We start from the raw sequence: 25,604 nt of genomic DNA, 5'->3' as shown, positions 1-25,604 counted from the left end.
GGCCACCCCTCAGCCCCGGCCCCAGTACGACAGGCCCCCGCAGCTGCGGCGACGAAAGTGGCGAAAGAACCAGAACCGGCCAGCTGGAATGCTGCGCCCCTGGTTCCCGACACCGACGACATTCCGTTCTGAATCAGAGGATGTTCTCGGTTCGGCGCGGTTCAACGATCGGCTTCGTCCTGCAGCTCTGACGCTCGGGTGATCAGTTGCCCGAGCTCTCGCTCGAGGGCCGCCAGGTCAAGCCGGAGCTCGGGCCAACGACCGCCATCGATCTGCTGCAACAACCAGCTGCGATCGCGATCGAGCTGCTGGAGCAGATCGTCCATGCCAGTCGACGATGGATCAGGCATCTAGCTCGAGGCAGTGGATCTCCATCCTGATGCCCTAGAGGTCAAAATGACGATCAAGCCAAGGCCTACATGAAGGATTTCTTCTCCCCCGGCAGCCTCGTCACCATCGCCGGAGGCGTGCTGACAGTGATCGGTGCCACCGCTTACGCGACGGGAAGCGCCAACCTCAGCCTGCCCACAATTTTCTATGGAATTCCCATCTTGTTGGGGGGACTGGCCCTGAAATCCTCGGAGCTGCCACCCGCAATCCGGGTGACACCCATCAAGACCTTCCAAAAAGAACGGGAAGCAGCAGCCCCTGAACTGGGCAAGCTTCTCGGGGATGTGACGCGCTGGCGCTACGGCCAGAAGGCCCATCTGGAGTCGTCGCTCGAAGCGCTCAAGCTCTGGGACGAAGACACCCCGCCACAGTTGGAGGAGATCGAAGAGCTGCATTCCGACGCTGGCTATGGCCTGCGGCTGCGTTTTCTGCTGGGAGCCGTTCCCCTCGAACGCTGGCAAGAGCGGCAGGAGCGTCTCGGGCGTTTCTTCGCCAAGGGAATGCGCGCGGAACTCAAGGAACTGGATGAGCAGCGGCTGGATGTTGTTCTGCTTCCAGCGGGTGAGGCATAAGCCATGGCCCAGTCCACCCAGAACAACGATGACGCCCTCAGGGTGTCGGTGCTCAGCGAAGCCCTTCCTTACATCCAGCGTTTCGCCGGACGGCGCATCGTGATCAAGTACGGCGGAGCGGCCATGGCCCATTCCGAACTGCGTGCTGCCGTCTTTCGCGATCTGGCTCTGCTTGCCTGTGTTGGAGTCCAACCCGTTGTGGTTCATGGCGGCGGGCCGGAAATCAACCAGTGGCTGCAGCGTCTGGAAATTCCAGCCGAATTCCGCGACGGATTGCGCGTCACTGACGCCGACACGATGGATGTGGTGGAGATGGTGCTGGTGGGTCGCGTCAACAAACAGATCGTGAATGGGCTCAATCAGCTCGGCACCCGTGCCGTTGGCTTGAGCGGAAGTGACGGAAGCCTTGTCGAGGCTCGCCCCTGGGGGGACGGCAGCCATGGGCTCGTGGGGGACGTTGCACGCGTCAATCCCGATGTGCTGGAACCGCTGCTGGAGAAGGGCTACGTGCCCGTCATTTCCAGCGTTGCCGCAACCCCCGATGACGGGCGAGCCCACAACATCAATGCCGACACAGTGGCGGGAGAACTGGCGGCGGCCCTGGAGGCCGAAAAACTGATCCTGCTGACCGACACCCCCGGCATCCTCAAGGACCGAAATGATGCTGACTCCTTGATCCGCAAACTACGCCTCTCAGAGGCGCGACAGTTGATCGAAGACGGCGTCGTCGCAGGAGGCATGACCCCAAAAACGGAATGCTGCATCCGCGCCTTGGCGCAAGGCGTCGCAGCCTCCCACATCATTGACGGCAGAGTTCCCCACGCCCTGTTGCTCGAAGTCTTTACGGACGCTGGCATCGGCACCATGGTTGTGGGACGCGGCTGAAGGGTGAGCGAAAAAGACTCAGGACTGGACCTTTCCGAAGCGGAAGCAGCCCTCGAGCGCGGGGACTATGGACAGTGCCTGGATCTGCTCCTCCCCCTAGCGGAAACCCACCCGCCCAATAGTCCCGAGGGGCCCCGGCTGCGTTACTTGATGATCACCGCCTGGATGGGGCAGGGGCAGGACGACAAGGCCATTGCCACCTGTCGCCTGCTCAGTCGCTGCCGAGATCCCAAGTTGCGCCAGCAAGCGCAACAACTACTCGAGATTCTCGAGGCCCCCAGCCTGGATCGTCCGGAACGCTGGTCGATGACGATGCCGCAACTGGAGATGAATGCCTCCGGCAGCGGGCAGCCAAGCACCATGCGACGGCGGCGCTCCCGGCGCCCCGAACCACCGCCACCGCCACCGACGGGGCCGACGCGACCACCGGCGGCCGGATTCGCCGTGCTGGTCCTGGCGGTTCTGCTGGGGATCACTCTGCTGTTGAGTGGCTGCGTACGGATCCAGGCCGATCTCGAGCTTCGCGGTCCGGATCGACTGGCCCTCACCTGGGACGTGCAGAGCACCCAGGAACGCTCGCTGCCCTGGCAAGACCAGTTTGAACGCGATTTGGAACGGGAGGTGTCCGGGCTGAAGATCAAGCAGTCGGGGCCTGGACACCAGCACATCAGTAGCGGCGTTGCGTCATCGCATGATCTGGCGCAACAGATGGCCGCTGTGGTTGAGGTGGCTGGCCGCGCGGCGGGAATCTCTCTACCGGCACCGGTGCTCAAGCTCGAGGAACGCAACTGGCTGCTGGGGGTGCAGCAGCACTTGCAACTGATCGTCGACCTCAGCGATTTGCCCGAGATTCCTGGGCTGGAGCTGCATCTAAGCCTCAACCATGGGCGGATTCAAAGCACAGCTCATTCCGGAACAACCACAGAGATCAACTGGCGGGGCTGGCGCTGGAATCCTCTCGGCCTTGGTGGGCTGGTAATTCTGATGCTGCTGACGTGCAGCATGCTCCTGCAGGTCGTGCGGCGGAAGCTGGGCTTTGGCTTCCCAGAACTGCCCTCTTGATCAAAGCTGCTGCGGATCAGGATCCACGGTGAGCGCCACACCCCTGGGCAAGCCATCCCAGAGGTCCTGCCCAGGAGGCAACGGGAGAGAGGAGCCCGCCGGTCCATGCAAGAGCAGCTGCCATCGGCTCCGTCCTGCCACGCGAGCCACCGGGGCAGGGGCAGGCCCCAGCAGCCACCAACTCTGGCTCTGACACATCGGCCGGATCCGCTCAGCAAGAACCGCTGCCGCCGTTGCTGTTTTACTTGGGGAATCTCCAGACAGCCGCAACAGACAAGCGCGACTGAAGGGCACCAAGCCGGCCTCCTTCCGAAGAGCCACTTCCTGAGCAAGGAACGCCTCATAACGTCCATCCACCAGGTGTTGAATCACCGGATGCTCCGGGGTGTACGTCTGGACAAGCACCTGTCCCGGTCGCTCGCCCCGGCCAGCTCGGCCCGCCAACTGCAACAACAACTGCAGTGCCTGCTCACCTGCGCGGAGGTCGGGGCGATGCAGAAGCCCATCCGCTGCGAGCACCGCCGCCAGGGTGACCCGCGGCAGATCCATACCCTTGGCCAGCATCTGCGTGCCAATCAAGACATCTGCCTCCCCGGCGGCAAAGCGATCCAGCAGGCGTCGATGACCGTCACGCCCCCCGGTGGAATCCCGATCAAAACGGAGCAAGCGAAGGCCTTCAAGTTCCTGAGAGAGGAGTTCCAACACCTTCTGCGTCCCTGCTCCAAAGGGTTTGAAGGCCGTGGAACCACAGTGACTGCAACGGCTCTCCAGCTCCTCACGATGGTCACACCAATGGCATCGCAGCCACTGGTGTCCACCTTGTCCACGGTGGACGGTGAGAGCCACATCGCAATGGGGGCACATCACCACCTCGCCGCAACTGCGGCAGCTCAAAAAAGGGCTGTATCCCCGACGTGGCACCAAAACCACCGCCTGTTCGCCCTGCTCTGGCAGTGCCGCAAGACGGTCCATCAAGGCACGACTCACCAGACGCTTGTGCCCTTCAGCCAGCTCATGGCGCATGTCAATCACATGCACAGGAGGTAGGGCCTGCCGCGAAATGCGCTGGGTCAAACGCACCAAGGTCAAAGGACCCTCGGAGCCAGATTGAACCCAACTCTCAAGCGACGGTGTGGCACTGCCCAGCACAAGCCGTGCCTGTTGCATCACGACCCGATCCAAGGCCAAGTCGCGGGCGTGATAGCAGGGCATTGGAGCGTCTTGCTTGTAGGAGCTGTCGTGCTCCTCATCAAGAACGATCAACCCAAGCGGCTTTAGAGGAACAAACACGGCGGAGCGAGTTCCAACAACCACCAATGGCTGTTCCGCGGAAAGACAGCGACGCCAGGTCCGGACCCGCTCAGCGTCACCACAACCGCTGTGGTATTCCACGACGCGTGAGCCGAAGCGCTTACGGCAGCGATCGACGAGTTGGGGAATCAAACCGATCTCGGGGGTCAGCAACAAGACATGGCGGCCCCGCTCCAGCTCCTGGGCCGCGAGTTGGAGGTACACCTCGGTCTTGCCGGAACCCGTAATTCCCCACAGCAACAGACCACGCCCCGCAGCAAGCTCTTGGTAGGCATCGACCACGGCATGCTGCTCAGCGGTCAAAGCCTGGGGATGCTCCCGGAGATCAGCACCCGCAGCGACCTTGTCCTCAGCCCGCCGCCGCTCACGCACCAGGTAACCCTGTTGAACCAGGGGGGGCAGCAAATGAGCACCAAACCCACTAGCCACAAGATCCCGTTGCCAGCCGCCACCGCCTTGGGCCTTCAACCAAGCCAGAAGTTCCCGCTGACGGGGGCTGGGTTGGTCCGCGTCATCGAGGGGATCACAGCCCTGCACCCACCACATCTGACGTCCTCCCGCCAGCGAGCGCTGACCTGCCTGACCAATCCATCCCGCCGGCAGAGCCGCCTTCAACGTACGAAAGGCGCTCAGGTGGCAGCGATCCGCCACCCCCTCCAACCAGCTGTACCAATCGGGGTCGACAGCAGCCCGCTGTAGGAGTGCTTCCACCGGCTGAAGTTCTGGGGGTTCATCTGCTCCCCACTCCCGCTCCGCGACCACCAACCCATGCATGGCACGACCCCTGAGGCGCACCCGCACAAGGTCTCCTGGCATCAATCCCATGGCGGGATCAGCGGAGTAACTGAAGGACCGCCCCTCCCGCCCGGCCTCAAGCCAGACATCAACGCAGCGCCTCGGATGCGACAGGACCTTGCAAACTTCGGAAGACTTCATTAACGTGGACAGGTTGGTCGTTTTCTGCCAACCCTGCGCTCGATCCAGAGGGAAGACACAGAGTCTGAAGTCAAGGCCTTGTCCTTGCCACTTTGACCGGTCTGAGACCACCCCGGGCAGCACAGACAATTAGTCCAAGCGTTTCGTCGACTCGCGGACACCACCATCAGCCCATGATCTCCGTCTCAGCGTCAGCTGCGTCGTTCTCTCCCGTTTTGACAGGAGATCAGGCTTTATTGGCCTGAGCCTTTGGTGTGATGTTGCCGCTTTTGCGTCCCCCCTTCATCCGACTTCGACTTTCACCATGACCCCAGCTGCCACCAAAGCTGCCAAGCCGGACATCGTTCTTCTGGCCAATGCTGACGGCACAGTGAAGGAAGTCTCCAGCAAAGAATCCAAAAAAGCCCCTGCGCGCCGCCGAGCCAGCAAGTCAAGCGCGAAGGACCTGAGCGCCGCGGCAGATGAACTGCTCGCAGCAGCGGATCAGGCCAAGTCTTCCGGAACAACGACGAAAGCAGCCGCCAAAACCACCAAGGCAAAAACCACTACAAAGAAAGCAGCAACTGCCAAGAAGACCACCACCAAGGCATCAACAGCTAAGAAATCCACCACCAAGGCATCAACAGCTAAGAAATCCACCACCAAGGCAGCTACAGCTCAACCAACAGCTGAGGAGAAGGCCAAAACAGCCGCTGCCGAGAAGGAAGCCAAGGCCAAAGCCCTGGCCAGCATCAAAATCGGCCCCAAAGGCGTTTACACCGAAGACTCCATTCGGGTCTATCTGCAGGAAATCGGACGGATCCGCCTGCTTCGTCCCGACGAAGAGATCGAACTCGCTCGCAAAATCGCGGATCTCCTCTACCTCGAAGAGCTGGCGTCTCAATTTGAAAGCGACAACGGCCGGGAACCCGACAAAAAAGAATGGGCCGCGTTGGTTGAGATGCCGCTCATCCGCTTCCGCCGTCGCTTAATGCTGGGCCGACGGGCCAAGGAAAAAATGGTGCAATCCAACTTGCGCCTCGTTGTCTCGATTGCCAAGAAGTACATGAATCGGGGCCTGAGTTTTCAGGATCTAATTCAGGAGGGCAGCCTTGGCCTAATTCGAGCAGCTGAAAAGTTCGACCACGAAAAGGGCTACAAGTTCTCCACCTACGCCACCTGGTGGATTCGTCAGGCAATCACGCGAGCGATCGCTGACCAGAGCCGCACCATTCGCCTACCGGTTCACCTCTACGAAACGATCTCCAGGATCAAGAAAACCACCAAGGTTCTCTCCCAGGAATTCGGTCGTAAGCCAACGGAAGAGGAAATCGCTGAATCGATGGAAATGACCATCGAGAAACTGCGGTTCATCGCCAAGAGTGCCCAGCTGCCGATCTCGCTCGAGACCCCCATCGGCAAAGAAGAGGATTCCCGTCTGGGCGATTTCATCGAAGCAGACATCGAGAACCCCGAACAAGACGTCGCCAAGAACCTGCTACGTGAAGACCTCGAGGGAGTTTTGGCAACCCTCAGCCCCCGTGAGCGCGATGTGCTTCGCCTCCGCTACGGATTGGACGACGGACGCATGAAAACCCTTGAGGAAATCGGCCAGATTTTCGATGTGACCCGCGAAAGGATCCGTCAGATCGAAGCCAAGGCCCTGCGCAAGCTGCGCCATCCCAACCGCAATGGGGTGCTCAAGGAATACATCAAATAATCAACACAATAACGCAGAGTAAAATTCCAAACGACTACTCAAACAAGAGTTTGGGGGTTTACTCTGCGCGAACCAATCATTGATGGGAAAAGCAAGCAAAAAATATAAATCCTGAGTCCATATTGCTTTATTGACAGCCACTATATCAAAACAAGAATCAGATTAATTCATAGGAAAACTGGCTTACCAGGAAAGCAAAAGCCCGAATCATTATTTGAATATCGTTATATCAAAGTGCCAGGATTACCCAAGTTGAGCAGCACTCAAAAGCTCAAAATCTAAATATTTTTCACCTTCCATTTGAATTCATGGTACGGGTCAGGGATGGTCCAAGAGTCCCCATATCGCTCCTGCAGAAATTGAGCCGGATCATGAGGGGCGGGATATTGCCTACCATGAAGCTCAACGTAGGAGAGAGGCTTCATGATACTGGTCGGAACCGTTCGATATTTAAAGCGCTCCATCATGAGCTTACTGTCGGCGCCTTCTTCCCAAATACCAAAAATACCCAGAGGAACATTATTAACCCTCAAGTGAAAGCCAAGACCAGTTCTTTTTTGCCGATAAGATATTTTTCGAGAATCAAGATGCTCAAAAATTTTCTGCTGATTAATAAGCGACTCGTCGCGAGACAGAGAATTACACAAAACAAGAAGATCAATATCGTCATCATGCGGAATAAACCCCTTTCCCCTTACTGCGCCCAACAGCGTGCCATAGCAAAGAATCAGATCCTGATCAATCTCTTTAAAAATCTGCACCGCCTTATCAATAGCATCAAGATACTTGTCTTTATTGACCAGAAGCCTACTTACATGCAAACAATGCTTTGAAAGAACGAAATACTTTTCAGATCCAAACCAAGACTTATTAAGGGAATTTACTTCATCAAGTACTTGCGTGATAGTGGAACTATTCCAAAGACACCGCTTTAGCGGCTCGAGAAGCTTGGTCTGAGTAGCCTTTCCCTGCTTGGCCCTTTGCGAATACAATCTCAGAAAAATATATGCGGCAATTTTAATTTGTTCACGCGTAAGTATCGGCTTTTTTTTAAACACCGGCAAGAGCTGTGCAACCTCAAGCAAAGAAAGACTACTTAAACTATTGCTTTCAATAAGCCTTGAGACAGCAGCGCCAAACAACGCAACAAAACCAGGAATGTTAGGGTTACTCAGACCAGCATTTTCTCCCGCCAAAACACTAATTTTTGCAAGTAAATATAAAGCCTTTAAATCACCAAAATTTGAATAGGAAAAAATTTGCTCAGATTTCAACAGACCGTTCAGACGTAATTTACGAATCCCTGACGTTAATTCTGCAGGATACAATAATATTTTCTTAATGAAAGTCGGCTTTTTGAATTTGAGCTTTATGTACGGCCGAGACAACCTCTCCGTCTTAAGCTTTATATCGATCGGCTCATCATCCTTTTCACTTCGCAGTCCACCTCGAAACAGCTGGAGGCATGCATCACTAGTCAATTCATTTTGCGGCAGAACTAAATCTCCATCATCTTTGATTATTTCAAGTTTCGCAAAATACAAAAATGTTTTTCGCCTGAGAACTGTTGTTATATCGAGTTCATCTACAATCGCATTAACATCCACCTGAAGACAAAAATATTCATTGTCATACATAAATCCCAGCCCTGGGAAAAGCTGCTCCTTTATTTCTGAAAAGGCTTCGAGGAATGAGTCTGTCATGGCACAAGATCAAGAAGTGAAAGCTCTAAATGGATAAAAATCTAAAAATTTTTTCCACTAAAATGAAGAAGATACACTTAACTTCCGAGCTGATTTGCAATTAATCTCAAAGCATCTAGACTTGCATGCAAAGACTCTTCCATCTGGGCATTCCAAGCACTTAAGGACTTTTTCAAGCTCGTTGTTGATACACCATTGGTTCTTGGCAAATAAACAACGTCGCAAAACTCTTTTAGTTCGTCAAACTTTCCCTCCCAGTCGTGCCCCATAACAAAGGTGTCCACATTATATCGCTTGATGTCATCAATTTTTTGCTCCCAATTGTGCTCTGGAATAACTTGATCAACGACCTTCAGGCTACTTACAATCTCAGCACGATGCTCGTACGGGAAAATGCTATTCTTACCCTTTAGATTGTTAAACTCATTAGACGAAACACCAACAATCAGCTTATCGCCGAACTCTTTAGCACGTGAAAGAAGTTTCACGTGACCTACATGGAACAGATCAAATGTTCCATATGTAATCACTGACCTCATTGATTTGAAAATTTTTTTTGAGTATATCACAGATCATGCAAAACAACGTAATACGTCAAATAGTCTCAGTCATTCAAGTCATAAAACTAACGACATATACCTTAGCCTGAGTTAACTTCAATTCAATCGAGAGTAATTCACTTTTTAAATCAATGCATAGGTCGAACTGAGATTTTGCATAAGACACGCGCAAGGACTCTCCAATGCCACGAAGTAGATAAATCAGAGTCTGAGCACCAAAGGCCCTCGTTCAGGAAGACTCTCATGACCTGCTTCGTGACGCCACCGAAGCACCTTAACTATATTAAGCCACTGCGAGCCCAACAAGATGAATCTTCGGTCTTGCTGGACAGGGGGCACATAAAAACAACTGCTTACGTCGGTCAGATTTTCGATGTAACCCGCGAAAGGATCCGTCAGATCGAAGCCAAGGCCCTGCGCAAGCTGCGCCATCCCAACCGCAATGGGGTGCTCAAGGAATACATCAAATAGGTCACAAACCCGAGGCTGTCATCGAACAGTCTCGGGAGTAATACATAAGTACATTCCCCCTAGCTCAAAGCCCCGATGGGCTCCTATAACGATCTTGAGGGAATTGAGACGCCCTCCTCACACGGAAGAGATCAAACCTCAGTCTGAGACTGGGGTTTTCCTTTGGGAGGAAATAAAAATTCGGCGCATCAGTTACGAAGGGCTTTCGAAGGTCTCCGTAAATTCCTGAAAGGCACGCTTCAAGCGCTCCACCGGTGTCTCCTCAAGAGGACATTCCTGACGCGTCTCCAAGGCATAGGCCTGGAGAAGACGGGGATCGGGTTCAAGCACAGAGGCGACTGCCGCCTTGAACAGCACAAGGTTGTGCTGGGACGTCAGCCCCGCCAGGTAAGGCTGAAGCACCCAGCGCAGCTGACCATCCTCCGGAGGTTTTACAGCCGAGCGAACCAGACGCGGCCGGAGCAACTGGTAGGCGTGGTCACCATCACGATCGGTGGTGTGCCGAAGCCGTGCCATCAAGACGTCACCACTGCACAACAGGATCAAACGAATGCATCCCTCGGCCACCAAGGGGAGCATGGTGTCCTGCTCCTGGTGTTCAGGGGCAACCGAGCCGATCGCTCCCACCTGACGAACGCCATTCACAACGGGGCCTGGCATGAGGGTCCTACGCGGCAAACGAATGTTACGCGTTCTTCACATAAGCGGGCTTCTCTTTCGAAGCTTCACAACCTCAAGGGTGCCAATCAAGCGAGAACTACCCAAAAGCGTAGGCTGGGCGGCTGATTCGCCTTGTACATGGCCCTCACCGAACTGCGCATCGCCTCACGACGCAGCCAGCTGGCCATGGTGCAGACCAATTGGGTCAAAGCGGAACTGGAAAAGGCCCATCCAGGCTTAAAAATCACCGTGGAAGCCATGGCGACCCAGGGCGACAAAATCCTGGATGTTGCCCTGGCCAAGATCGGCGACAAAGGCCTGTTCACGAAGGAACTGGAAGCCCAGATGTTGGTGGATCGTGCGGACATCGCCGTCCACTCCCTGAAAGACCTTCCCACCAACCTTCCTGAGGGGCTGATGCTCGGCGTCATCACCGAGCGGGAAGACCCGGCTGACGCCCTGGTCGTGAATGCCAAAAACCAGGCCTACAAGCTCGACACGCTTCCGGAAGGATCTGTGGTGGGAACCAGCTCCCTGCGGCGTCTGGCCCAGCTGCGTCACCACTACCCCCACCTGATCTTCAAGGACGTGCGGGGGAACGTGATCACCCGGCTGGAGAAGCTGGACAGCGGCGATTACGACTGCCTGATCCTCGCTGCAGCAGGTCTTGGCCGCCTGGGCTTTGCCGATCGGATCCACCAACTGATCCCCGGCGACATCTCCCTGCACGCCGTTGGCCAGGGAGCACTGGGCATTGAATGCGTGGAGGGCAAGCCTGAAGTTATGGAGGCAATCAAGGTGCTGGAGCACATGCCCACCTCCCAGCGCTGCCTAGCCGAACGCGCTTTTCTGCGGGAACTGGAGGGCGGCTGTCAGGTTCCCATCGGCGTGAACACCCGCTTCGAAGGCGATCAACTGATCCTCATCGGCATGGTGGCCAGCCTCGACGGCAAACGCTTGATCCGCGACCAAACCAGCGGCCCCGCCAGCGACCCTGAAGCCATCGGCCTCTCCCTCGCCCACACCCTCAAAGATCAGGGTGCAGGAGAGATCCTTAAAGAGATCTTCGACACCGTTCGCCCCGAAGCCTGATCAACTGCGAATCTCAAGGCGCGTTCCCACATCCACGGCTTCAAACAGCTGCCGGATGTGGCTGTTGAGCATGCGCACGCAGCCAAGGCTGACGGCAGCGCGAATCTGCACCCAGTGCGGCCACGCCGTTCCATGGATTCCAAATTCGCCGCGGCCATTGCGGTGAAAGGCCATATAGCGATCGCCGATGGGGCTGCTGGGCCCGCTCAACTCACGCCGCTGGCCCGACTTGTTCGTCACATAGATGGGATTGACTTTCTTGGTGAGAATGGCGAACTCCCCCCTGGGGGTGGGCGTCTTGGGATCTCCGATCGCTACCGGCCACGATCCAAGCCGCTGGCCACCCCGAACAAGAGAGATCTGTCGCTTGCTGAGGTCGAGAACGATGCGCGACTCTCGCGGAACACGCTGCAACGCCACTTCAGCGGCATCAACAGAAAGCGACGGCAGCAGGGATCCAGCCAACACACCGCCCAAGAGCGCTGGAAACAACGACCACTTCATGAGACGCACAAGACCCATTGGTCTCAACGTATTCATCGCTGCGCGAAAAAACCGCAGCAGCAAGTGACCAAGCCAAACTCTTCAGATTCTTTTTGGTCTCAAGCATGAGACCGGCGATCTAGCGGTACCCTTCACAAACTCTCTTTCCTGCGTGTTGACCTCCACGGCGATCGCACCGGCACGGCCAACCCTTCTCGACGGCAATGCCCTCAGCCAGGAGGTCCAGTCGATCAGTTTTCGCTTCTCTGACCTCCTCAACAACCGCAGAACCTTCCTTGCTGCTGCCTGGACGCTGCGTCGACGGGGGATCATTTGCCTACGGGAAGCTGCACCTCCTGAACTGATCGCATCGATCAACAGGGATGTTGGCGAGCTGCTCGAAGAAATCGAATCAGGAGATCACGGTCGCCTCGCCTCCCTGGCCCATCTCAATCTTCCCGATCACCGTGTGCTGAAGGGCTACAACCAGTTCCGCGATGCGGATCGGGCCGTCATCAACTACCGGGTTAAACGCCCCGATGGCCGCAGCGGCAGCGATGCGGGAATGATCGACATCTTTCATCCAGAGCGCCTCTCAGAAAGCCTGAACTCCAGCATCCGAGAGTGTCTTCAGGAATCCATGATTCAGCGGTTGCTTCTGGCAAGCAGCTTCAATCGTCTGCGGGTGAAGTGCCGCAATCTCTACATCAACAGGGGTGTTCAGGACACGCGCAGCTACCACTGCGATGGACGCTCCCTGAAATTCAAATCCTTCGTTTACCTCAGTGATGTGCAATCGCTGGCCGATGGGCCCTATTGCTTTGTGCCCAAGTCCCAACGCCGACGACGGCTCTGGTGGCGCAATGCCCGCTACAACAAACGCCACGGTCTCGGACCGTTTGAATTCAGTCAGCTCCAAGGGGCTGAAGCCATCGCCTTGTATGCCAAGGCAGGAGACATGGTGCTCTCATCGCAGCGCGGCGCCCACTGCGGTCACCCGCAACACCCCCAGGCACGCCGTGCCGTCCTCGTGAACATGTTCCAGCGCTGAGACATGAAAAAGGCGGGGAAATCCCCCGCCCGATCACCAGCCGAAAACTGGATTGTTCAATCCACCAGCTTGGGATTGATCTCAGCCATATAGCGGGCCTCACAGCTCTTGATGATCTCAATGGCTTTTTCGGTTCCAAAGAAACCGTTCACAGTGCAGGTGCCAGGTTTCTTCAGATCCTTGTAGTGCTCCCAGTAATAGGTGGTCTCTTTCTTCCAGTGATCACCGAGATCTTCCCAGCTCTTGATGTGATCCATGCGCTTGTCATCGGCAAGAACAGCGATCACCTTGTCGTCAACTTCGCCACCGTCGTCGAAAGTCATGATCCCGATGATGCGGGCTTCCACAATCGAACCAGGAATCAAGGGCTCAGTGACACCAACAATCTCGATGTCGAGAGGATCACCGTCTTCATCCCAGGTGCGGGGAATGCATCCGTAGGCGAAGGGGTACGCCAGAGAGGAGTAACCGACGCGGTCAAGCTTGAGATGGCCTGTTTCAGTGATCAGCTCGTACTTGTTGATCGTGTTGGAGTTGAGCTCCACGATCGTGTTGAGACGAAGTTCGGCTTCATCAGCGAAGGCCGGCAGCACGTGCAGCAGGTTGGGCATGCTGCGGCTGGGTGCCTGATCGAGGTTGGCCATAAACGGCGATGGACAGCGCGGCGCATCCTACGGGCCGCCTCGGCCAATCAAACCTTTAGAGGCTGGGACGCCTGGTGCAAGCGATCAAGTTTGCTCTCCAAATAGCCAAGGAAGGCTTCGGTGCTCAAGGGGCGACCGCTGACTTTTTCAACCAATTGCTCCGCATTCACACTGCGTCCCAGCGGGTGCACATGCTCACGGAGCCAATCCAGTAGGGGCATGACATCACCGCGATGCACATGGTCTTCTGGAGCACCGATGGCCTCCGTCATCGCTTCACTCAATTGCGCACTGATCAGGTGCCCCAACAGGTACGACGGGAAATAGCCAAACAGGCCTTCGCTCCAGTGCACATCCTGAAGACATCCCTCCGCATCATTCATGGGGCGAACCCCCAAGAGCTCCCCATAACGCCTGTTCCACTCGCCGGGAAGATCCTTCACAGCCAAGCCCTTCTCGAGCAATGCGATCTCGAGATCAGTGCGGATCAGGATGTGTAAGCCGTAGCTGAGTTCATCAGCTTCAACGCGGTTCAAGCCGGGCGAGATGGGGTTCATGGCCTGCCACATGTCCTGGGCACAGGTGAAGGGAGCTCCAGCCTGAGCAAAACGGGGCCACCACTGCTCCGCGAACGGACGACTCCGGGCAACGCGGTTCTCCCAGAACAACGACTGGCTTTCATGCACTGCCATCGAGGTGGCCTGACCCAGCGGCCAGGCAAACCACTGATGGCTCTGGTCCGGGAGCCCTTGTTCATAGAGGGAGTGTCCCCATTCATGGGCGGTGGCCAGGAAGCACGACAACGGCTGACCTGGCACCACACGCGTGGTGATCCTGTAATCCGCCGGTCCCAACGTGATGGAGAAGGGGTGGGGAGAGCGGGCCATACAGGTGATGGCGGAGTTGCGGCCCCAGGCCTGCAGGAGCCCGTCACAGAGATGCTGCTGGCTCGACTCCTTTAGATCCCAGTCCGCTGATCGTGGGCGTGGGCGGGTGGATGCCTGAGCGACCAATTGCGGCAACCGTTGCCTTAACGGAGCAAACAGAGCCTCGAGACGCTCAAGCCGAAGGTCCGGTTCGAAGGGTTGAGCCAGGGTTTCCCAGCACGATCGAAGTTCGTCCAGCTGGTTGGCCTGCTCCTGGCGCAGGTCAATCAACGTCTGAAGCGCCGGTGCAAAAAGACTGAAATCAGACGCTGCTCGAGCCTGCTGCCACAGGTTGTACCCCTTGGCTTTGGCCGTCGCCAATGCAGCGACCAGGGCTGGATCGAGAGCCTGCTGCCTGCACAGGTCCTGCTCCAGCAAATCCAAATTGCGGCCCTGCTCGGGGCATCGTTCACCGGAGTTCCAATGCTCACGAGCTACGGCCAGCAGATCCGCATAGGCCGCGGAGCTCTGACGTGCATGAAGCTGGGTCGCCAGAAGCGTGAGCTGCTCACCTCGCCAGGGTGCACCACCAGAGGGCATGCGGGTGTTCTGGTCCCAATACAGGGTGCTCTGAATCGAACCCAGCAGCTGTGTTTCACGCAAATGGGCTCCTAGCTGCCCCCAAGCCGTTGCGGCAGAAGCCATCTCGCTCTCCTTTCAATCAATTTAACGACCTTGGGGGTGGCATCGAAGCTGCGATGCAGGGCATTGTGAAGCAGTTCAGTCTTCCTGCATCGATGCGCCGCCTGATGCTGCGCGCAGCCTTTGGGCTCGCCCTTCCCATAGCTCTTTGGCCGCTCAAACTGATCTATCGACAGCCATCGACCATCCAGTAATCCGGTCAGTTCAAGTCACATCGGCCTCGGCACAGGGTCTCCAAATCCGCTCGCCCCGTGATCTGAAGCCGCCGGGACGCCCAAATCCCATAGATCCAATCGATCACGCCGCCGATCAACGGCCAGCGGGTCGGTGCGTACAGCCACCCCAGACCAATCAAGCGGTACGCCTCGCGGAAGACGGCCACATCCCGCAGCACCTCACCGGAGCCCGCAATGGCATGAATGCGGCCCATGGCAACCCGGTAGCTGATGCCGGCATGGGCCTCAGGGTCGTAATCCGCAGCATCGATATCGACAAATTCCAGCCGGCCCAGAGAGTCACGCCGCTGCAGAAAACGAACTTCACGCATGCACAACGGACAGCCCCCGTCAAAAAGCAGCGTCAGTTCGGGGGCAGAGGGACTGGCCATGGGGTCAGACGGAGCTGAAGCACGCAAAGTAAGAAGAGAACGCTGGAGAGCGGTGGGAGTTCAGCAGATCCTGCATCAGATCTCAGTCCAAACCCCTGGGAAGGGCTTCACCCGACTGGACGGTCGGTTGAACGCCTGGATCCGCAACACAGGCCTTGACCAGGGCGTACTGCACCTCACGTGCCTGCACACGAGCGCAAGCCTCACGATCAACGAGAACGCTGATCCACGGGTTCTGCAAGACCTTGATGCATGGATGGCGGATGCCGTTCCAGAACACCGCCGGTATCTCCATGACGACGAAGGAGCGGATGACATGCCGGCCCATATCCGAACAGCACTCACCAGCCAGACCCTCAGCCTGAGCGTCAGTGGAGGAAAGCTGCTGCTGGGCACCTGGCAAGCCGTGTACCTCTGGGAGCACCGCAGCGCTGCTCACAACAGAACGATCGCCTGCCACCTTTTCGGCGAACCATCCAGCGTCACGGCACCTCGTTCCACGACGCAGAACGCCTCAGCCAAGCCTCAAACCCTGTTGAGTCTTCGCAATGCGGAACGGATCAATCAAGCCATTCAGGTGCGACATGACCCCAATGCCTGGGAAACAGACAACGGCATCGATACAGATACCGATCTGATGATTGATCGATTGCATGACTTAAGTGATTGAGGATCAGCTCCATGACATTCGGACAGATTCGTCGGATTGTTGTCATCAGCGTTTTGATCGTCCTGTTCTGGGTTTGGATCGATCCAGCGTTTGGGGTCGTACTCGGAATCATTTCTATGGCGGTGCTGAGCGTTGCCAACCTCCATCCCAAGCCGCGTTGGGTCCGAAAATTTTGGGCTTATTGCATTGATCTTGGGCAGCACGACAGAGAGCTCCCTTAGGGGCCACGATCCCGCCACGATGGAGGGGTGAATCAGAGATCGCATGCCGATGGAACGTCTCGACGCCACCCAGATGTCGGCGCTCGCCACAGAACTACCCAACTGGAGAGTGCAGGGGGAACGGCTGCACCGCGATCTGCAATTCAAGAGCTTCGTGGAGGCGTTTGGATTCATGGCACAGGTGGCCCTCCTGGCCGAATCCAAAAATCACCATCCGAACTGGAGCAATGTCTACAACCGCGTGTCGATCGATCTAACGACCCATGATCTCGGTGGCCTCAGCAGGCTCGATGTGGAACTGGCCACCGCAATCGACGGACTGTTGCCAGCATGAGTGCTGAGGGTCCTTGCGCATGACCACTGCACCAGCCACCTCCAACGTCCCCGTCACCATTCTCAGCGGCTTCCTCGGAGCAGGGAAGACCACGCTGCTGAACCACATCCTGACCAATCAGCAGGGGGTGAAGACTGCGGTGCTGGTGAACGAATTCGGCGAAATCGGAATCGACAACGATCTGATCGTCACCACCGATGAAGACATGGTGGAGCTAAGCAACGGTTGCATCTGCTGCTCGATCAACGACGAACTGATGGAGGCAGTGGAACGGGTCATGGAACGCCCTGAGCCTCTCGACTACATCGTCGTCGAAACAACTGGTCTGGCCGATCCCCTGCCGGTTGCGATGACTTTTCTCGGCAGTGAACTGCGCGATCAGACCCGCCTTGATTCGATCATCACGTTGATCGATGCAGAAAACTTCGATGAAGTCGTGCTCGAGACGGAAGTTGGCCGAGCCCAGGTGATTTATGGCGACATCCTGCTGCTGAACAAGTGTGATCTCGTCTCCGAAGAGCGGCTTGAGGCCGTTGAGCAGAAACTCAGAGACGTCAAGAACGATGCCCGCATCCTGCGATCGGTGAAAGGGGATGTCCCCCTGGCCTTGCTGCTCAGTGTCGGCCTGTTCGAATCCGACAAGGTGAGTGCCCCCGCCGAGGATCCGAGCCTGAATCACAGCGACCACGAGCACGAGCACGGTCATGGCCACAGCCATCACCACGAACACGGTCACGAACACGGGCACGACCATGGGCACGGGCACAATCATCACCACGACCACAGCCATCACCATGACCACAGCCATGGTGATCACGCGGATCATCAGGCAATCGAGGGATTCACCTCCGTGTCCTTCCAGAGTGATGGACCTTTCTCCTTGCGCAAGTTCCAGAACTTCCTCGACAACCAAATGCCCCAGGAGGTGTTCAGAGCCAAGGGAATCCTCTGGTTCAACGAAAGCGAACGACGCCATGTGTTCCATCTGGCAGGCAAACGGTTTTCCATCGACGACACCGACTGGACCGGTGATCGCAAGAACCAATTGGTGCTGATTGGCCGTGACATCGACCACAAGACCCTGCGGGAGCAACTCCAGGCTTGTGTGGCACCTGATGCGGGAAAAGGTTTCAGCTGATTCAGCAGAACCCATGAATGCTGCTTATTGTGCGTGCCATGGAAGACACCTCAATGGTCGAACCGCTGTTGCTCGGAACAGTCTTTGTTCTCGCAAGTTTGTTGTTGTGGCTTCTGGCTGACTCCGATGACGACAACGGTGGAGGAGGCCTGCGACAGCCTGTTCTTGTACCGATTCCTGTCCGTCATCACCAACGCTGAACACGTCGACAGCTCTTACTTAATCCCCCACTGAGATGGGGGATTTTTTATGACCATGCGCGGCTACCGGTACGGCCGCTCCTCAGCTCAGCTCACGTCGGCATGCGGAAGCAACGTGACTCTGGCCCCATCCCGGAACGTGAGCCGGCAACGGGTTTGTGGAGGATGCTCCTGATCAATCGGACAGTGGGCACGGACCAATACATCGGCGATTCGGATTCGGTATTCCCATGCATCGCCCAGAAATTCACGCCCCAGAACACTGGCCTCTCCTTCGGCATCAGCGATGACATTGATGTCGTGAGGGTCTACCAGAACACAACAATCACCGGATGCTCGGCGGTCAGCCAACACCATGGGCTTCGCTTCATCCAGATCGCCCAGCAGACAGGACAACTGCCCTCGCTCCCGCGACTGAACGGGAATCAAGTTGCGTTGAAGCACGAAGGACCCCACAAACGGCGTCGCCGGTGATCGCACAATGTCTTGTGGAGAGGCGCACTGATGCAAAACGCCATCCCTCATGACAGCGACGCGATCGCAGATCGCCAAGGCTTCTCCCGGATCATGGGTGACGATCACGCCGCTGGCGCCACAGGCGTCCAGCACAGAAGCGAGCTCACTTCGCAGCCGCAGCCTCACCTCCACATCCAGACTGGAAAAGGGCTCATCCAGGAGCACAACCCTTGGAGCTGGGGCCAGGGCCCGCGCCAAGGCCAGCCGTTGACGCTGACCACCGGATAGCTGGTGCGGATAGCGCTGCTCCAATCCATGCAACCCCAGCAACTCAAACAGCCAGGCCACCCGCTCAGGGTTGGGGTGCCGCTGGGGCAGACCAAAACTGGCGTTCTGCCAGGCATTCAGATGAGGAAACAGCGCATAGTCCTGAAAGACCATGCCAACACCCCTGCGTTCTGGCTCCATCCATGCCCCTTCCCCAGCCACGGTGCGCTGGGCCAGCTTCACCGTGCCCCGCTGGGGGCGTTCAAAGCCAGCAATTAATCGCAGCAAGGTGGTTTTACCGCAACCGGAGGGGCCGAGTAAACCCAGCAGCTCCCCTTGCGCCACTTGAAGATCGACCCCCTGAAGGGTCCAGCCCTCGGAAGCATTGCCGTAGCAATGCCAGACACCGTTCAACTCAACCGTCGGCTCCATCGGGAGCAGCTGTTCCACAGGTTCAGGCAGCTTGGGAACGGACAGAGCATATGAGTGTGCCAAATGATCGATGCTGGTGTGCGTTTTGCACGTCCTGGGCTGACCAGCCATCAACGCCTTGTCCGCCATCGGACGCACTGATCGCTGGGATGAATGGTTTGCTGATCGTCTGCTTGACCCACCCCCTTTATCGCCAGACTCACTTCAGGGCAATGTCGCAACGACGGTGTCCGGCCCATTGCTGAATTGACGTTGCTGACCAACCGGATTGTTCCAAGCCCGAGCCGGCTGGCCCTCTTTCTGCTCGCTTCGATCACAGCCCTGATTGCCATCTGGCCGGTGCTCACGTTGGTGCAGGAGGCCATCAAAACCCTGCAGAGCGGCTTCACCGATCTTGGCCCTGATGGGATGCGCCAGGTGCTGGGCACGATCAAGCTGCTCCTAGGAACAGCCACATTTGGCACCGTGCTGGGCACGACCAATGGATGGCTGCTGTGCAACTGCCGTTTTCCTGGCCGCCAATGGCTGCGGATTGCCCAGCTAATTCCGCTGGCAACACCGGCCTATCTGCTCTCAGCAACACTGATCGATCTGGGGAGTCGCCACAGCTGGACCATTCACGGCATGGGCTGGGGCATCACTGTCATGGCCTTGACGACCTACCCCTACGTGTTTCTGCTGAGCACAGAAAATTTCTCCGTCAGCGGCCGGCGTCAGCTGGAGGCGTGTCGCAGCCTGGGGGTCGGCCCGTGGTCAGCCTTCGGTCGCGTTGCCTTGCCGATCGCTCTTCCCGCGATCGGGGCCGGTGTCGCCCTGATGGGGATGGAAGTTGTCAATGAGCTCGGTGCTGTTCAGCTCCTCGGGATACCAAGCCTCTCCGCAGGCATCCTCGAAACCTGGCAATCCGACGGCAATCCTTCTGGAGCCATCAGCTTGGCCTTGATCACGTTGGTGATCGTGCTGGGTTTGGTGATCTGTGAACGCAGCCTGCGCAGCCGCAGTCGGCGCTGGTGTGATGGGGTGGCAGGTGGAGATTCAACGGCCTGGCCCCTGAATGGAACACGGGCAGTGGTGGCTCAACTGCTGGCGATCATCCCTCCTGTGTTGAGCCTGGGAACCCCACTGCTGTGGGCCGCCACAAACCTGGATCAGCTCCAAAACGGCTGGAACGACGATCTGATCAGCCTGAGTGCGCGCAGTCTCCTACTGGCCCTGGCTGCCGCCGTTCTGGCGGTTGCGGCAGCTCTGGTGCTGGCCATCGCCAAACGCTGGTCTGATGCCCGATGGCTGAAAAGCCTCACCTTCCTGGCGGGAACGGGCTACGCCATCCCCGGCACCGTGCTGGCTCTAGCCCTGCTGCTCACCGGAGCCCCCTGGCAGGTCGCCCCGTTGCTTCTGCTCCTATGGGGATACAGCGACCGTTTTCTGGCAGTAGCAAAAGGGGGGTTAGACGCTGCACTCGAGCGGATCAGCCCAAGCCTCGATGAAGCGGCCACGGGGATGGGTTCCCCGTGGCAAAGCGTGCTCCAACGGGTGCACTTGCCTCTGCTGCGCGGGCCTATCACCGTCGGCTTGTTGCTGGTCTTTGTTGACACAGTGAAAGAGCTTCCCCTGACCTTTGCCCTGCGGCCGTTCGACTTCGACACCCTCTCAGTGCGGGTGTTCCAATACGCCGGCGATGAACGGTTGGCCGAAGCACTGTTGCCGGCCCTGATGATCCTCGTGCTGGGGCTGATCGCCGCAATGGCTCTGGTGCCGACGCTGGATCACGCCTCCAGCAGGGACGGGTCGTCATCCCCGCAGCAACCTCTCTGAGGAATTGCGCTGGAGCTCCCCGGCACGGGTGTTGAGACGGAGAGGGAGTGTCGACCAGGACAGCGGCTGTCCCGTGGAAACGGCATAGGTGGTTTCTTTGATGTCACCCCTCAACCCATCCATCTCCAACAACGTGAAGGTCTGCTGAGCTGAAGTTCCACCGTCCAGCAAGCGCCGAGGGCCACTGCCGAGCGCACCGAGCTGGATGAGATCGAGCTGGCCACGGCGACCGGAGAACCAAGCGTGATGGTGACCACTGATGTAGCCCTGCACTCCTGCGTTCTCCATCAGGGCCTGGAGCGCGCTCCCCCTGTCCAATACCTCACCAGGGCGATCCTTACCCTGACCAACACCGACCAAGGGCAGATGACCAACCACGAACCGTGCACGAGCGGTTTGTGCCTTCGTACTGGCCAACTGTTGTTGTGCCCAAACCAGCTGGTCCTCAGGAACACGGGCTGAGCTGGCATCCCAGACCAGCCAGAAGATCCCGTCCTGCACCACCGTGTAGCGAAATGGGAACTGAGAGGCATCCACAAACGCCAATCCCAAGCGTGAACGGGTCGGGGTCCAGAACCGGGAAACAGCGGCACGATCAGCCGGAAAACCCGGTGAACCGTCATGGTTCCCGATCGCCGGCAGCAGCGGGATGCCTGCCATCTGAAGCGGCTGCAGCACAGCAGCCTCGAACCCCCGCCACATCGCATCGAGCTGAAGGCCCGTGAGGCCTCGCATCTGGCCCGCGACCATGTCCCCTGCACACACGACCAGATCCGGCTGAAGTGCAATCAACTGGTCCAGCCCCTGATGAACGGCAGGGATGTAGCTGGTGGCTCCATAACTGCTGTTGAGATCACTGATCAAACCGACCCGTAGCGCCGCCCGCCTGGCAGCGTTCAAGGGCAGGGCCACGGCACTGAGACCGGTTCCAAGCACTAGCTGCAGCATCCGGCGACGACTCAGCACCACAACAGCCAGGGGGTCAGCATGAACGTTTCAAACGTTGCTCCACCAGCCGATCCGCCACAAGTGCCGCGCTGGCAACAACATCCGCAAGGGTGGACAAGAGCCGATAACTGAGCACGACGGCCAGCAACTGCGCTTCCGGCACGGCAGGACCCAACCGAAGCAACAAGGTGGCTTCAAAGACCCCCAGACCACCAGGGGCACCGGGGACCACCAGCCCAACGGCATAGGCCAGTCCAAATGCTGCCAGCCAGGTGAATGGCGCCGGGCTGCGAAGGCCAAAAGCCTGCACGCTGCACCAGAACCCGGCAAAGCGGCAGAGCACAAACAGCAGCTGAAGGGTGAGTGGCCACCAGGGGTAGCCGCCGCGGCCGCTCCCCTCACTCTCCAGTGGCCCGCCGCCAGCAGACTGCAACTGCGCCGCCTTCGAACGCTCCAGCCGACGCAGGAGCGGCTCCCGCCACCGCGGAATCATCAGAAGCGCTGGCAAGGGAGCGAGCAGTGCGAGGCCCTGCTGCCATCCACCAGCAACCACAACAAGAACGGACGCCGCCACGATCAGGAGCGGATCAAGAATCACACCGGCCAGGGCCGGTCCACCGCCAATCACCGGGCGCAGCACCCGGACCCGCTCCACCAGATGCCAGATTCCACCTGGCAGGTACTTCAGCAGGTTGCTGCGCACAAACAGCGGCACCACCGCGAGGCCCTGGGGAGGGTGCTTCAACCAGACCAGCAGGTCGCGCCAGGCCAGACCATTGATCAGGATGCTGAGCCAAGTCAGGCCCAGACCCAACAACAGCCACCACCAACCATGGGCCACCAGGCTCAGCTGGCGAAGCTGGTCAGCCTGCTGGGCCATGGCCACAGCGATGAACACCAGGCTGGCAAGCGTGATCCAGAGCTTGGGTTGGCGGAGAATTCTGCCCATCAGGTCCAGTCTTCCGTGCTGACAAACGGTGCAGCAGCTGCGGCAGCCCTCAGCTCATCAAGACCACACCCAGTGCTGGTCTGAAGAGCCTCCAGGGCATCAGCTTCGGCTTTGACAGTGCAACGACCATCCGGGCGTCGCACTTGTTTGGCGGCGAGGGGACCCCAGGGGGTGTCGAGCACACCATGGCGCCTCGGTAACACCCAGCGTCCCTGGCACCGCTCCCGCAAACCAATGCTGCTGCCAGCACTGAGCCAAAGCCGACGCATCTCGTCGGCATCACCATCCCGCACCAACGCAGTGATGGCCTGACCACTGCGGCCCTTTTTCATCAACAACGGCTGCACCGCCACATCAATCGCCCCCGCATCTCGCAACCGATTGGCCAATGCAGCAACCTCCTCAGGGGTGGCGTCATCAATCCAGGCTTCCTGAACGACCAGCGACTCCCAGCGGGGACCTGCAACTGCATCCACCGACGGGGTGTTGAGCACCAAGCGCACCAGGTTGGGGCGATCCAGCTGGCGATGGCCGAGGCCGACGCCGATTTTTTCGGCCACCAGAACATCAGGGGCCACAAAGCGATCCGCCAGCACCGACACCAAGGCCAGACCCGTGGGAGTCACCAATTCCCCCGTGGGCAGGTCACCACCCTGTAGAAGCGGAATGCGGTGACGACGCGCCAGTTCAAGCACTGCAGGAACGGGGACGGGCAACAGGCCATGGGCTGTTGACACCGTCCCGCTCCCGGCAGGCAACGGGGAACAGACCACCTCTGCCGGGTTGAGATCTTGCATCGCGGCACAGACCCCCACCACATCCACAAGGGCATCGATGGCCCCCACTTCATGGAAGTGAACGGCCTCCGCCGAGGTCCCATGCACCGTGGCTTCGGCTTCCGCCAGGCGGGTGAACACGGCAAGAACGGTTTGCTTCAGCGATGGAGCCAAGGCAGCTGCATGGATCTGATCGCGGATCTCCGACCACTGGCGGTGGGGAGGCTGATCCTCGAGCCCCTGCACATCAACGCGGATCCCCCGTAGTCCGCCGCTGCGCGCCTCGTGCTGGATGAGGCGGTAGTGCCCTGCCAAACCGAGGGCCGCCAGAGGCGACTCCACAACGGCCTGATCCACACCGAGATCCAACAGGGCGGCAAGGAGCATGTCCCCCGCCAAACCCGTTGGCGCATCAATCCAGAGCGCGCTCATCGCCCCAGACGCGGGGCCGCCTCCAACAGCGCAACCGCCTCACGGTCAAGCGCCTGACGCTGCTGACGCAGTTGCTGCTCGATCTCCCGACGGGCCCGACGCTGCTCCCGCTGAGCGGTGGCAACGTCATGGCCGGACAGTCCCCAGAGCCGTCCCAGCAAAGCGCGGTCATCTGCACCACCACGGGCCTGACCGAAGACCACGGTCTCCGCCGCGATGCCGGCCTGGAGCACCCGGCTCCAACGCCGCAGATCCTCGAGGGGCATCCGAACACTATCCGGCACGGTGAACTCAGTGGCACCACTGCTGCGCAGCCCAGCACGCACACAGGCAAGGGTTCCAACCAGCACCTGCTGCACCGGAAGTTGCTCCTCTTCCGCAATCAGCACATGGCCCGCCTCATGCACCGCAATCCGACGCAGACGCTCCTGACCACCGGGCAAGGCTTCCGCCAGGATGTGGCCACCCATGCCCTGCCAGGTGGCGGCATCAACACTGAGGGTGACCAGAGCACCCCCGACAGCCACCACAATCCAAGCGGAGGACAGACCCAAGGCAGGGCCAAAGGCTCCGAGAACGGTGATGCCGGCAACAGCGACACCAGCGCGCAATACCCCCGTGGAGCCCTGCCCCTCCTCCGCCATCAGCTCCGAACGCGCGAGGTGGCACGACCGCGGCCTCCCTTGGATTTGCCACCACGCGTCGGCATCGGGGCAATCACCTCGTGCTGTTCCAGATGAAGTTCCTGTCCCTGCCGGCGCAGGTCGAGGCTGACGAAGTGGCGCAGGTTTTCCAGGGGAAGCTCGCCCTTGATCTGGAGCTTGAAGGGGAGCGGCCGGTGGCCGTCAGCCCGGGCCTGCTGCCGCACCTTCACCACCATTTCGCCGGTCTCGGGCTTGGTGAAGATCAACTCTCCTCTGATGGAGAAGTAGTCGTCTCCCTCGGGCAAGGTATCTGAGGCATCCGCTTGCTCCGGCGAAAGAGTGCTGGGTTCCCAGACACCAGCAATTTGAAGATGGAGATGATCACTTTCGCGGCTTCTGGGGTACACCACCCAGAGGTGCGGTTGGTCCAAAGGCAGATGCCGCCGGATCAGGGTGAGCACTCGACCGAGCACAACGGTTTCCAGGGGGACCCCCTGGGCATCGGTCAACGTGCCGCGGGTGAGTTGTTCGGGATCGGTAGGGGCGTAGGTGCCCCGAACGAGACCGATGGCCCGGTACTGCAACGGCTCTGTGACCGGGGGAATCGGATGGGCGCGCATTGATCCAG

General features: G+C 58.5%; 26 protein-coding genes and 1 pseudogene. 12 read left to right on the top strand and 15 right to left on the bottom strand.

What is annotated here, in order from left to right; all coding sequences use genetic code 11:
* Positions 1-161 precede the first annotated feature (161 nt).
* Complete coding sequence (locus FZX13_RS10675) at positions 162-350, bottom strand: hypothetical protein (RefSeq protein WP_115023976.1); 189 nt, start codon at positions 348-350, stop codon at positions 162-164.
* A gap of 69 nt (positions 351-419) precedes the next feature.
* Here FZX13_RS10675 and FZX13_RS10670 point away from each other — a divergent pair, with 69 nt between their 5' ends.
* The 3 genes from FZX13_RS10670 to FZX13_RS10660 are packed head-to-tail and all read left to right on the top strand — an operon-like array spanning position 420 to position 2,909.
* The gene (locus FZX13_RS10670) at positions 420-962 is read left to right on the top strand and encodes a DUF2854 domain-containing protein (RefSeq protein WP_115023977.1); all 543 of its coding nucleotides are present in this window, start codon (positions 420-422) and stop codon (positions 960-962) included.
* Between the two features lie 3 nt (positions 963-965).
* Positions 966-1,847 (top strand): acetylglutamate kinase, encoded by an 882-nt coding sequence (gene argB, locus FZX13_RS10665; protein WP_226409543.1) that lies wholly within the window; start codon positions 966-968, stop codon positions 1,845-1,847.
* Between the two features lie 3 nt (positions 1,848-1,850).
* Positions 1,851-2,909, top strand: coding sequence for a DUF3153 domain-containing protein (locus tag FZX13_RS10660; RefSeq protein WP_226409542.1), 1,059 nt, complete (start codon positions 1,851-1,853; stop codon positions 2,907-2,909).
* Here the strand turns inward: FZX13_RS10660 and priA are convergent, their stop codons facing one another.
* Entirely contained in the window at positions 2,910-5,156 is a 2,247-nt protein-coding gene (priA, locus tag FZX13_RS10655; RefSeq protein ID WP_226409541.1) for a primosomal protein N', read from the bottom strand. It abuts the gene before it with no gap.
* A 304-nt stretch (positions 5,157-5,460) separates the two neighbouring features.
* Between priA and rpoD the strand changes: the two genes are divergently transcribed.
* Positions 5,461-6,855 (top strand): RNA polymerase sigma factor RpoD, encoded by a 1,395-nt coding sequence (gene rpoD / locus FZX13_RS10650; protein WP_226409540.1) that lies wholly within the window; start codon positions 5,461-5,463, stop codon positions 6,853-6,855.
* A gap of 278 nt (positions 6,856-7,133) precedes the next feature.
* Here the strand turns inward: rpoD and FZX13_RS10645 are convergent, their stop codons facing one another.
* Together FZX13_RS10645 and FZX13_RS10640 are read right to left on the bottom strand one after the other, a co-directional pair.
* A complete protein-coding gene (locus FZX13_RS10645) occupies positions 7,134-8,558 on the bottom strand; it encodes a LicD family protein (protein WP_226409539.1) in 1,425 nt (474 codons plus the stop codon).
* 77 nt (positions 8,559-8,635) lie between these two features.
* Complete coding sequence (locus FZX13_RS10640) at positions 8,636-9,097, bottom strand: adenylyltransferase/cytidyltransferase family protein (RefSeq protein ID WP_370630813.1); 462 nt, start codon at positions 9,095-9,097, stop codon at positions 8,636-8,638.
* Positions 9,098-9,442: 345 nt separating this feature from the next.
* Between FZX13_RS10640 and FZX13_RS10635 the strand changes: the two are divergent.
* Positions 9,443-9,589: pseudogene (locus FZX13_RS10635) on the top strand (sigma factor-like helix-turn-helix DNA-binding protein); the annotation flags it as partial.
* Between the two features lie 192 nt (positions 9,590-9,781).
* Here the strand turns inward: FZX13_RS10635 and FZX13_RS10630 are convergent.
* Positions 9,782-10,249, bottom strand: a complete 468-nt coding sequence (locus tag FZX13_RS10630) for a hypothetical protein (RefSeq protein ID WP_226409538.1) — start codon at positions 10,247-10,249, stop codon at positions 9,782-9,784.
* 138 nt (positions 10,250-10,387) lie between these two features.
* On the opposite strand from FZX13_RS10630, the gene hemC reads away from it, so the two are divergent.
* Entirely contained in the window at positions 10,388-11,341 is a 954-nt protein-coding gene (gene hemC, locus FZX13_RS10625; RefSeq protein ID WP_226409537.1) for a hydroxymethylbilane synthase, read from the top strand.
* Here hemC and FZX13_RS10620 read toward each other — a convergent pair whose 3' ends face one another.
* On the bottom strand, positions 11,342-11,863 hold the full coding sequence (locus FZX13_RS10620) for a L,D-transpeptidase (protein ID WP_226409536.1): 522 nt from the start codon (positions 11,861-11,863) through the stop codon (positions 11,342-11,344). It abuts the gene before it with no gap.
* A gap of 133 nt (positions 11,864-11,996) precedes the next feature.
* Between FZX13_RS10620 and FZX13_RS10615 the strand changes: the two genes are divergently transcribed.
* Positions 11,997-12,875 (top strand): hypothetical protein, encoded by an 879-nt coding sequence (locus FZX13_RS10615; protein WP_226409535.1) that lies wholly within the window; start codon positions 11,997-11,999, stop codon positions 12,873-12,875.
* A 56-nt stretch (positions 12,876-12,931) separates the two neighbouring features.
* On the opposite strand, the gene FZX13_RS10610 is transcribed toward FZX13_RS10615, so the two are convergent.
* From FZX13_RS10610 to FZX13_RS10600, 3 genes are all read right to left on the bottom strand, one after another.
* Positions 12,932-13,519, bottom strand: coding sequence for an inorganic diphosphatase (locus FZX13_RS10610; protein WP_226409534.1), 588 nt, complete (start codon positions 13,517-13,519; stop codon positions 12,932-12,934).
* A gap of 47 nt (positions 13,520-13,566) precedes the next feature.
* Positions 13,567-15,090: a carboxypeptidase M32 gene (locus tag FZX13_RS10605; protein WP_226409533.1), complete on the bottom strand. Its 1,524-nt coding sequence runs from the start codon at positions 15,088-15,090 to the stop codon at positions 13,567-13,569.
* Between the two features lie 196 nt (positions 15,091-15,286).
* On the bottom strand, positions 15,287-15,694 hold the full coding sequence (locus FZX13_RS10600; RefSeq protein WP_226409532.1) for a thiol-disulfide oxidoreductase DCC family protein: 408 nt from the start codon (positions 15,692-15,694) through the stop codon (positions 15,287-15,289).
* Here FZX13_RS10600 and FZX13_RS10595 point away from each other — a divergent pair.
* The 4 genes from FZX13_RS10595 (at position 15,693) to FZX13_RS10580 (ending at position 18,257) form a co-directional block, all read left to right on the top strand.
* Entirely contained in the window at positions 15,693-16,364 is a 672-nt protein-coding gene (locus FZX13_RS10595) for a secondary thiamine-phosphate synthase enzyme YjbQ (protein ID WP_255618135.1), read from the top strand. The genes FZX13_RS10600 and FZX13_RS10595 overlap by 2 nt on opposite strands.
* A gap of 264 nt (positions 16,365-16,628) precedes the next feature.
* On the top strand, positions 16,629-16,919 hold the full coding sequence (locus FZX13_RS10590) for a 4a-hydroxytetrahydrobiopterin dehydratase (protein ID WP_115023999.1): 291 nt from the start codon (positions 16,629-16,631) through the stop codon (positions 16,917-16,919).
* A gap of 19 nt (positions 16,920-16,938) precedes the next feature.
* Positions 16,939-18,057, top strand: a complete 1,119-nt coding sequence (locus FZX13_RS10585; protein WP_226409531.1) for a GTP-binding protein — start codon at positions 16,939-16,941, stop codon at positions 18,055-18,057.
* Positions 18,058-18,074: 17 nt separating this feature from the next.
* Complete coding sequence (locus tag FZX13_RS10580) at positions 18,075-18,257, top strand: hypothetical protein (RefSeq protein ID WP_115024002.1); 183 nt, start codon at positions 18,075-18,077, stop codon at positions 18,255-18,257.
* 87 nt (positions 18,258-18,344) lie between these two features.
* On the opposite strand, the gene FZX13_RS10575 is transcribed toward FZX13_RS10580, so the two are convergent.
* Complete coding sequence (locus tag FZX13_RS10575; RefSeq protein WP_115024339.1) at positions 18,345-19,412, bottom strand: ABC transporter ATP-binding protein; 1,068 nt, start codon at positions 19,410-19,412, stop codon at positions 18,345-18,347.
* 246 nt (positions 19,413-19,658) lie between these two features.
* Between FZX13_RS10575 and FZX13_RS10570 the strand changes: the two genes are divergently transcribed.
* A complete protein-coding gene (locus FZX13_RS10570; RefSeq protein ID WP_226409530.1) occupies positions 19,659-21,227 on the top strand; it encodes an iron ABC transporter permease in 1,569 nt (522 codons plus the stop codon).
* On the opposite strand, the gene FZX13_RS10565 is transcribed toward FZX13_RS10570, so the two are convergent.
* Genes FZX13_RS10565 through FZX13_RS10545 form a run of 5 tightly spaced genes read right to left on the bottom strand, consistent with a single transcriptional unit; the run spans position 21,204 to position 25,596 of the window.
* The gene (locus FZX13_RS10565) at positions 21,204-22,175 is read right to left on the bottom strand and encodes a metallophosphoesterase (protein WP_255618153.1); all 972 of its coding nucleotides are present in this window, start codon (positions 22,173-22,175) and stop codon (positions 21,204-21,206) included. The two genes, FZX13_RS10570 and FZX13_RS10565, sit on opposite strands and share 24 nt — an antisense overlap.
* A gap of 34 nt (positions 22,176-22,209) precedes the next feature.
* A complete protein-coding gene (locus FZX13_RS10560) occupies positions 22,210-23,124 on the bottom strand; it encodes a lysylphosphatidylglycerol synthase domain-containing protein (protein ID WP_226409528.1) in 915 nt (304 codons plus the stop codon).
* Positions 23,124-24,332: a nickel pincer cofactor biosynthesis protein LarC gene (gene larC / locus FZX13_RS10555; protein ID WP_226409527.1), complete on the bottom strand. Its 1,209-nt coding sequence runs from the start codon at positions 24,330-24,332 to the stop codon at positions 23,124-23,126. The genes FZX13_RS10560 and larC overlap by 1 nt, the downstream gene beginning before the upstream one ends.
* Positions 24,329-24,976: a hypothetical protein gene (locus tag FZX13_RS10550; RefSeq protein ID WP_226409526.1), complete on the bottom strand. Its 648-nt coding sequence runs from the start codon at positions 24,974-24,976 to the stop codon at positions 24,329-24,331. The genes larC and FZX13_RS10550 overlap by 4 nt, the downstream gene beginning before the upstream one ends.
* Complete coding sequence (locus FZX13_RS10545; RefSeq protein ID WP_226409525.1) at positions 24,976-25,596, bottom strand: hypothetical protein; 621 nt, start codon at positions 25,594-25,596, stop codon at positions 24,976-24,978. Before FZX13_RS10545 ends, FZX13_RS10550 begins: the two co-directional genes overlap by 1 nt.
* Positions 25,597-25,604 lie beyond the last annotated feature (8 nt).

This window comes from Synechococcus sp. MU1625 (assembly GCF_020514205.1).
In the GTDB taxonomy this organism is placed as follows: Bacteria; Cyanobacteriota; Cyanobacteriia; order PCC-6307; family Cyanobiaceae; genus Parasynechococcus.
The sequence above is the reverse complement of the archived record's forward strand: the minus strand, read 5'-3'. Positions and strand labels throughout refer to the sequence as shown.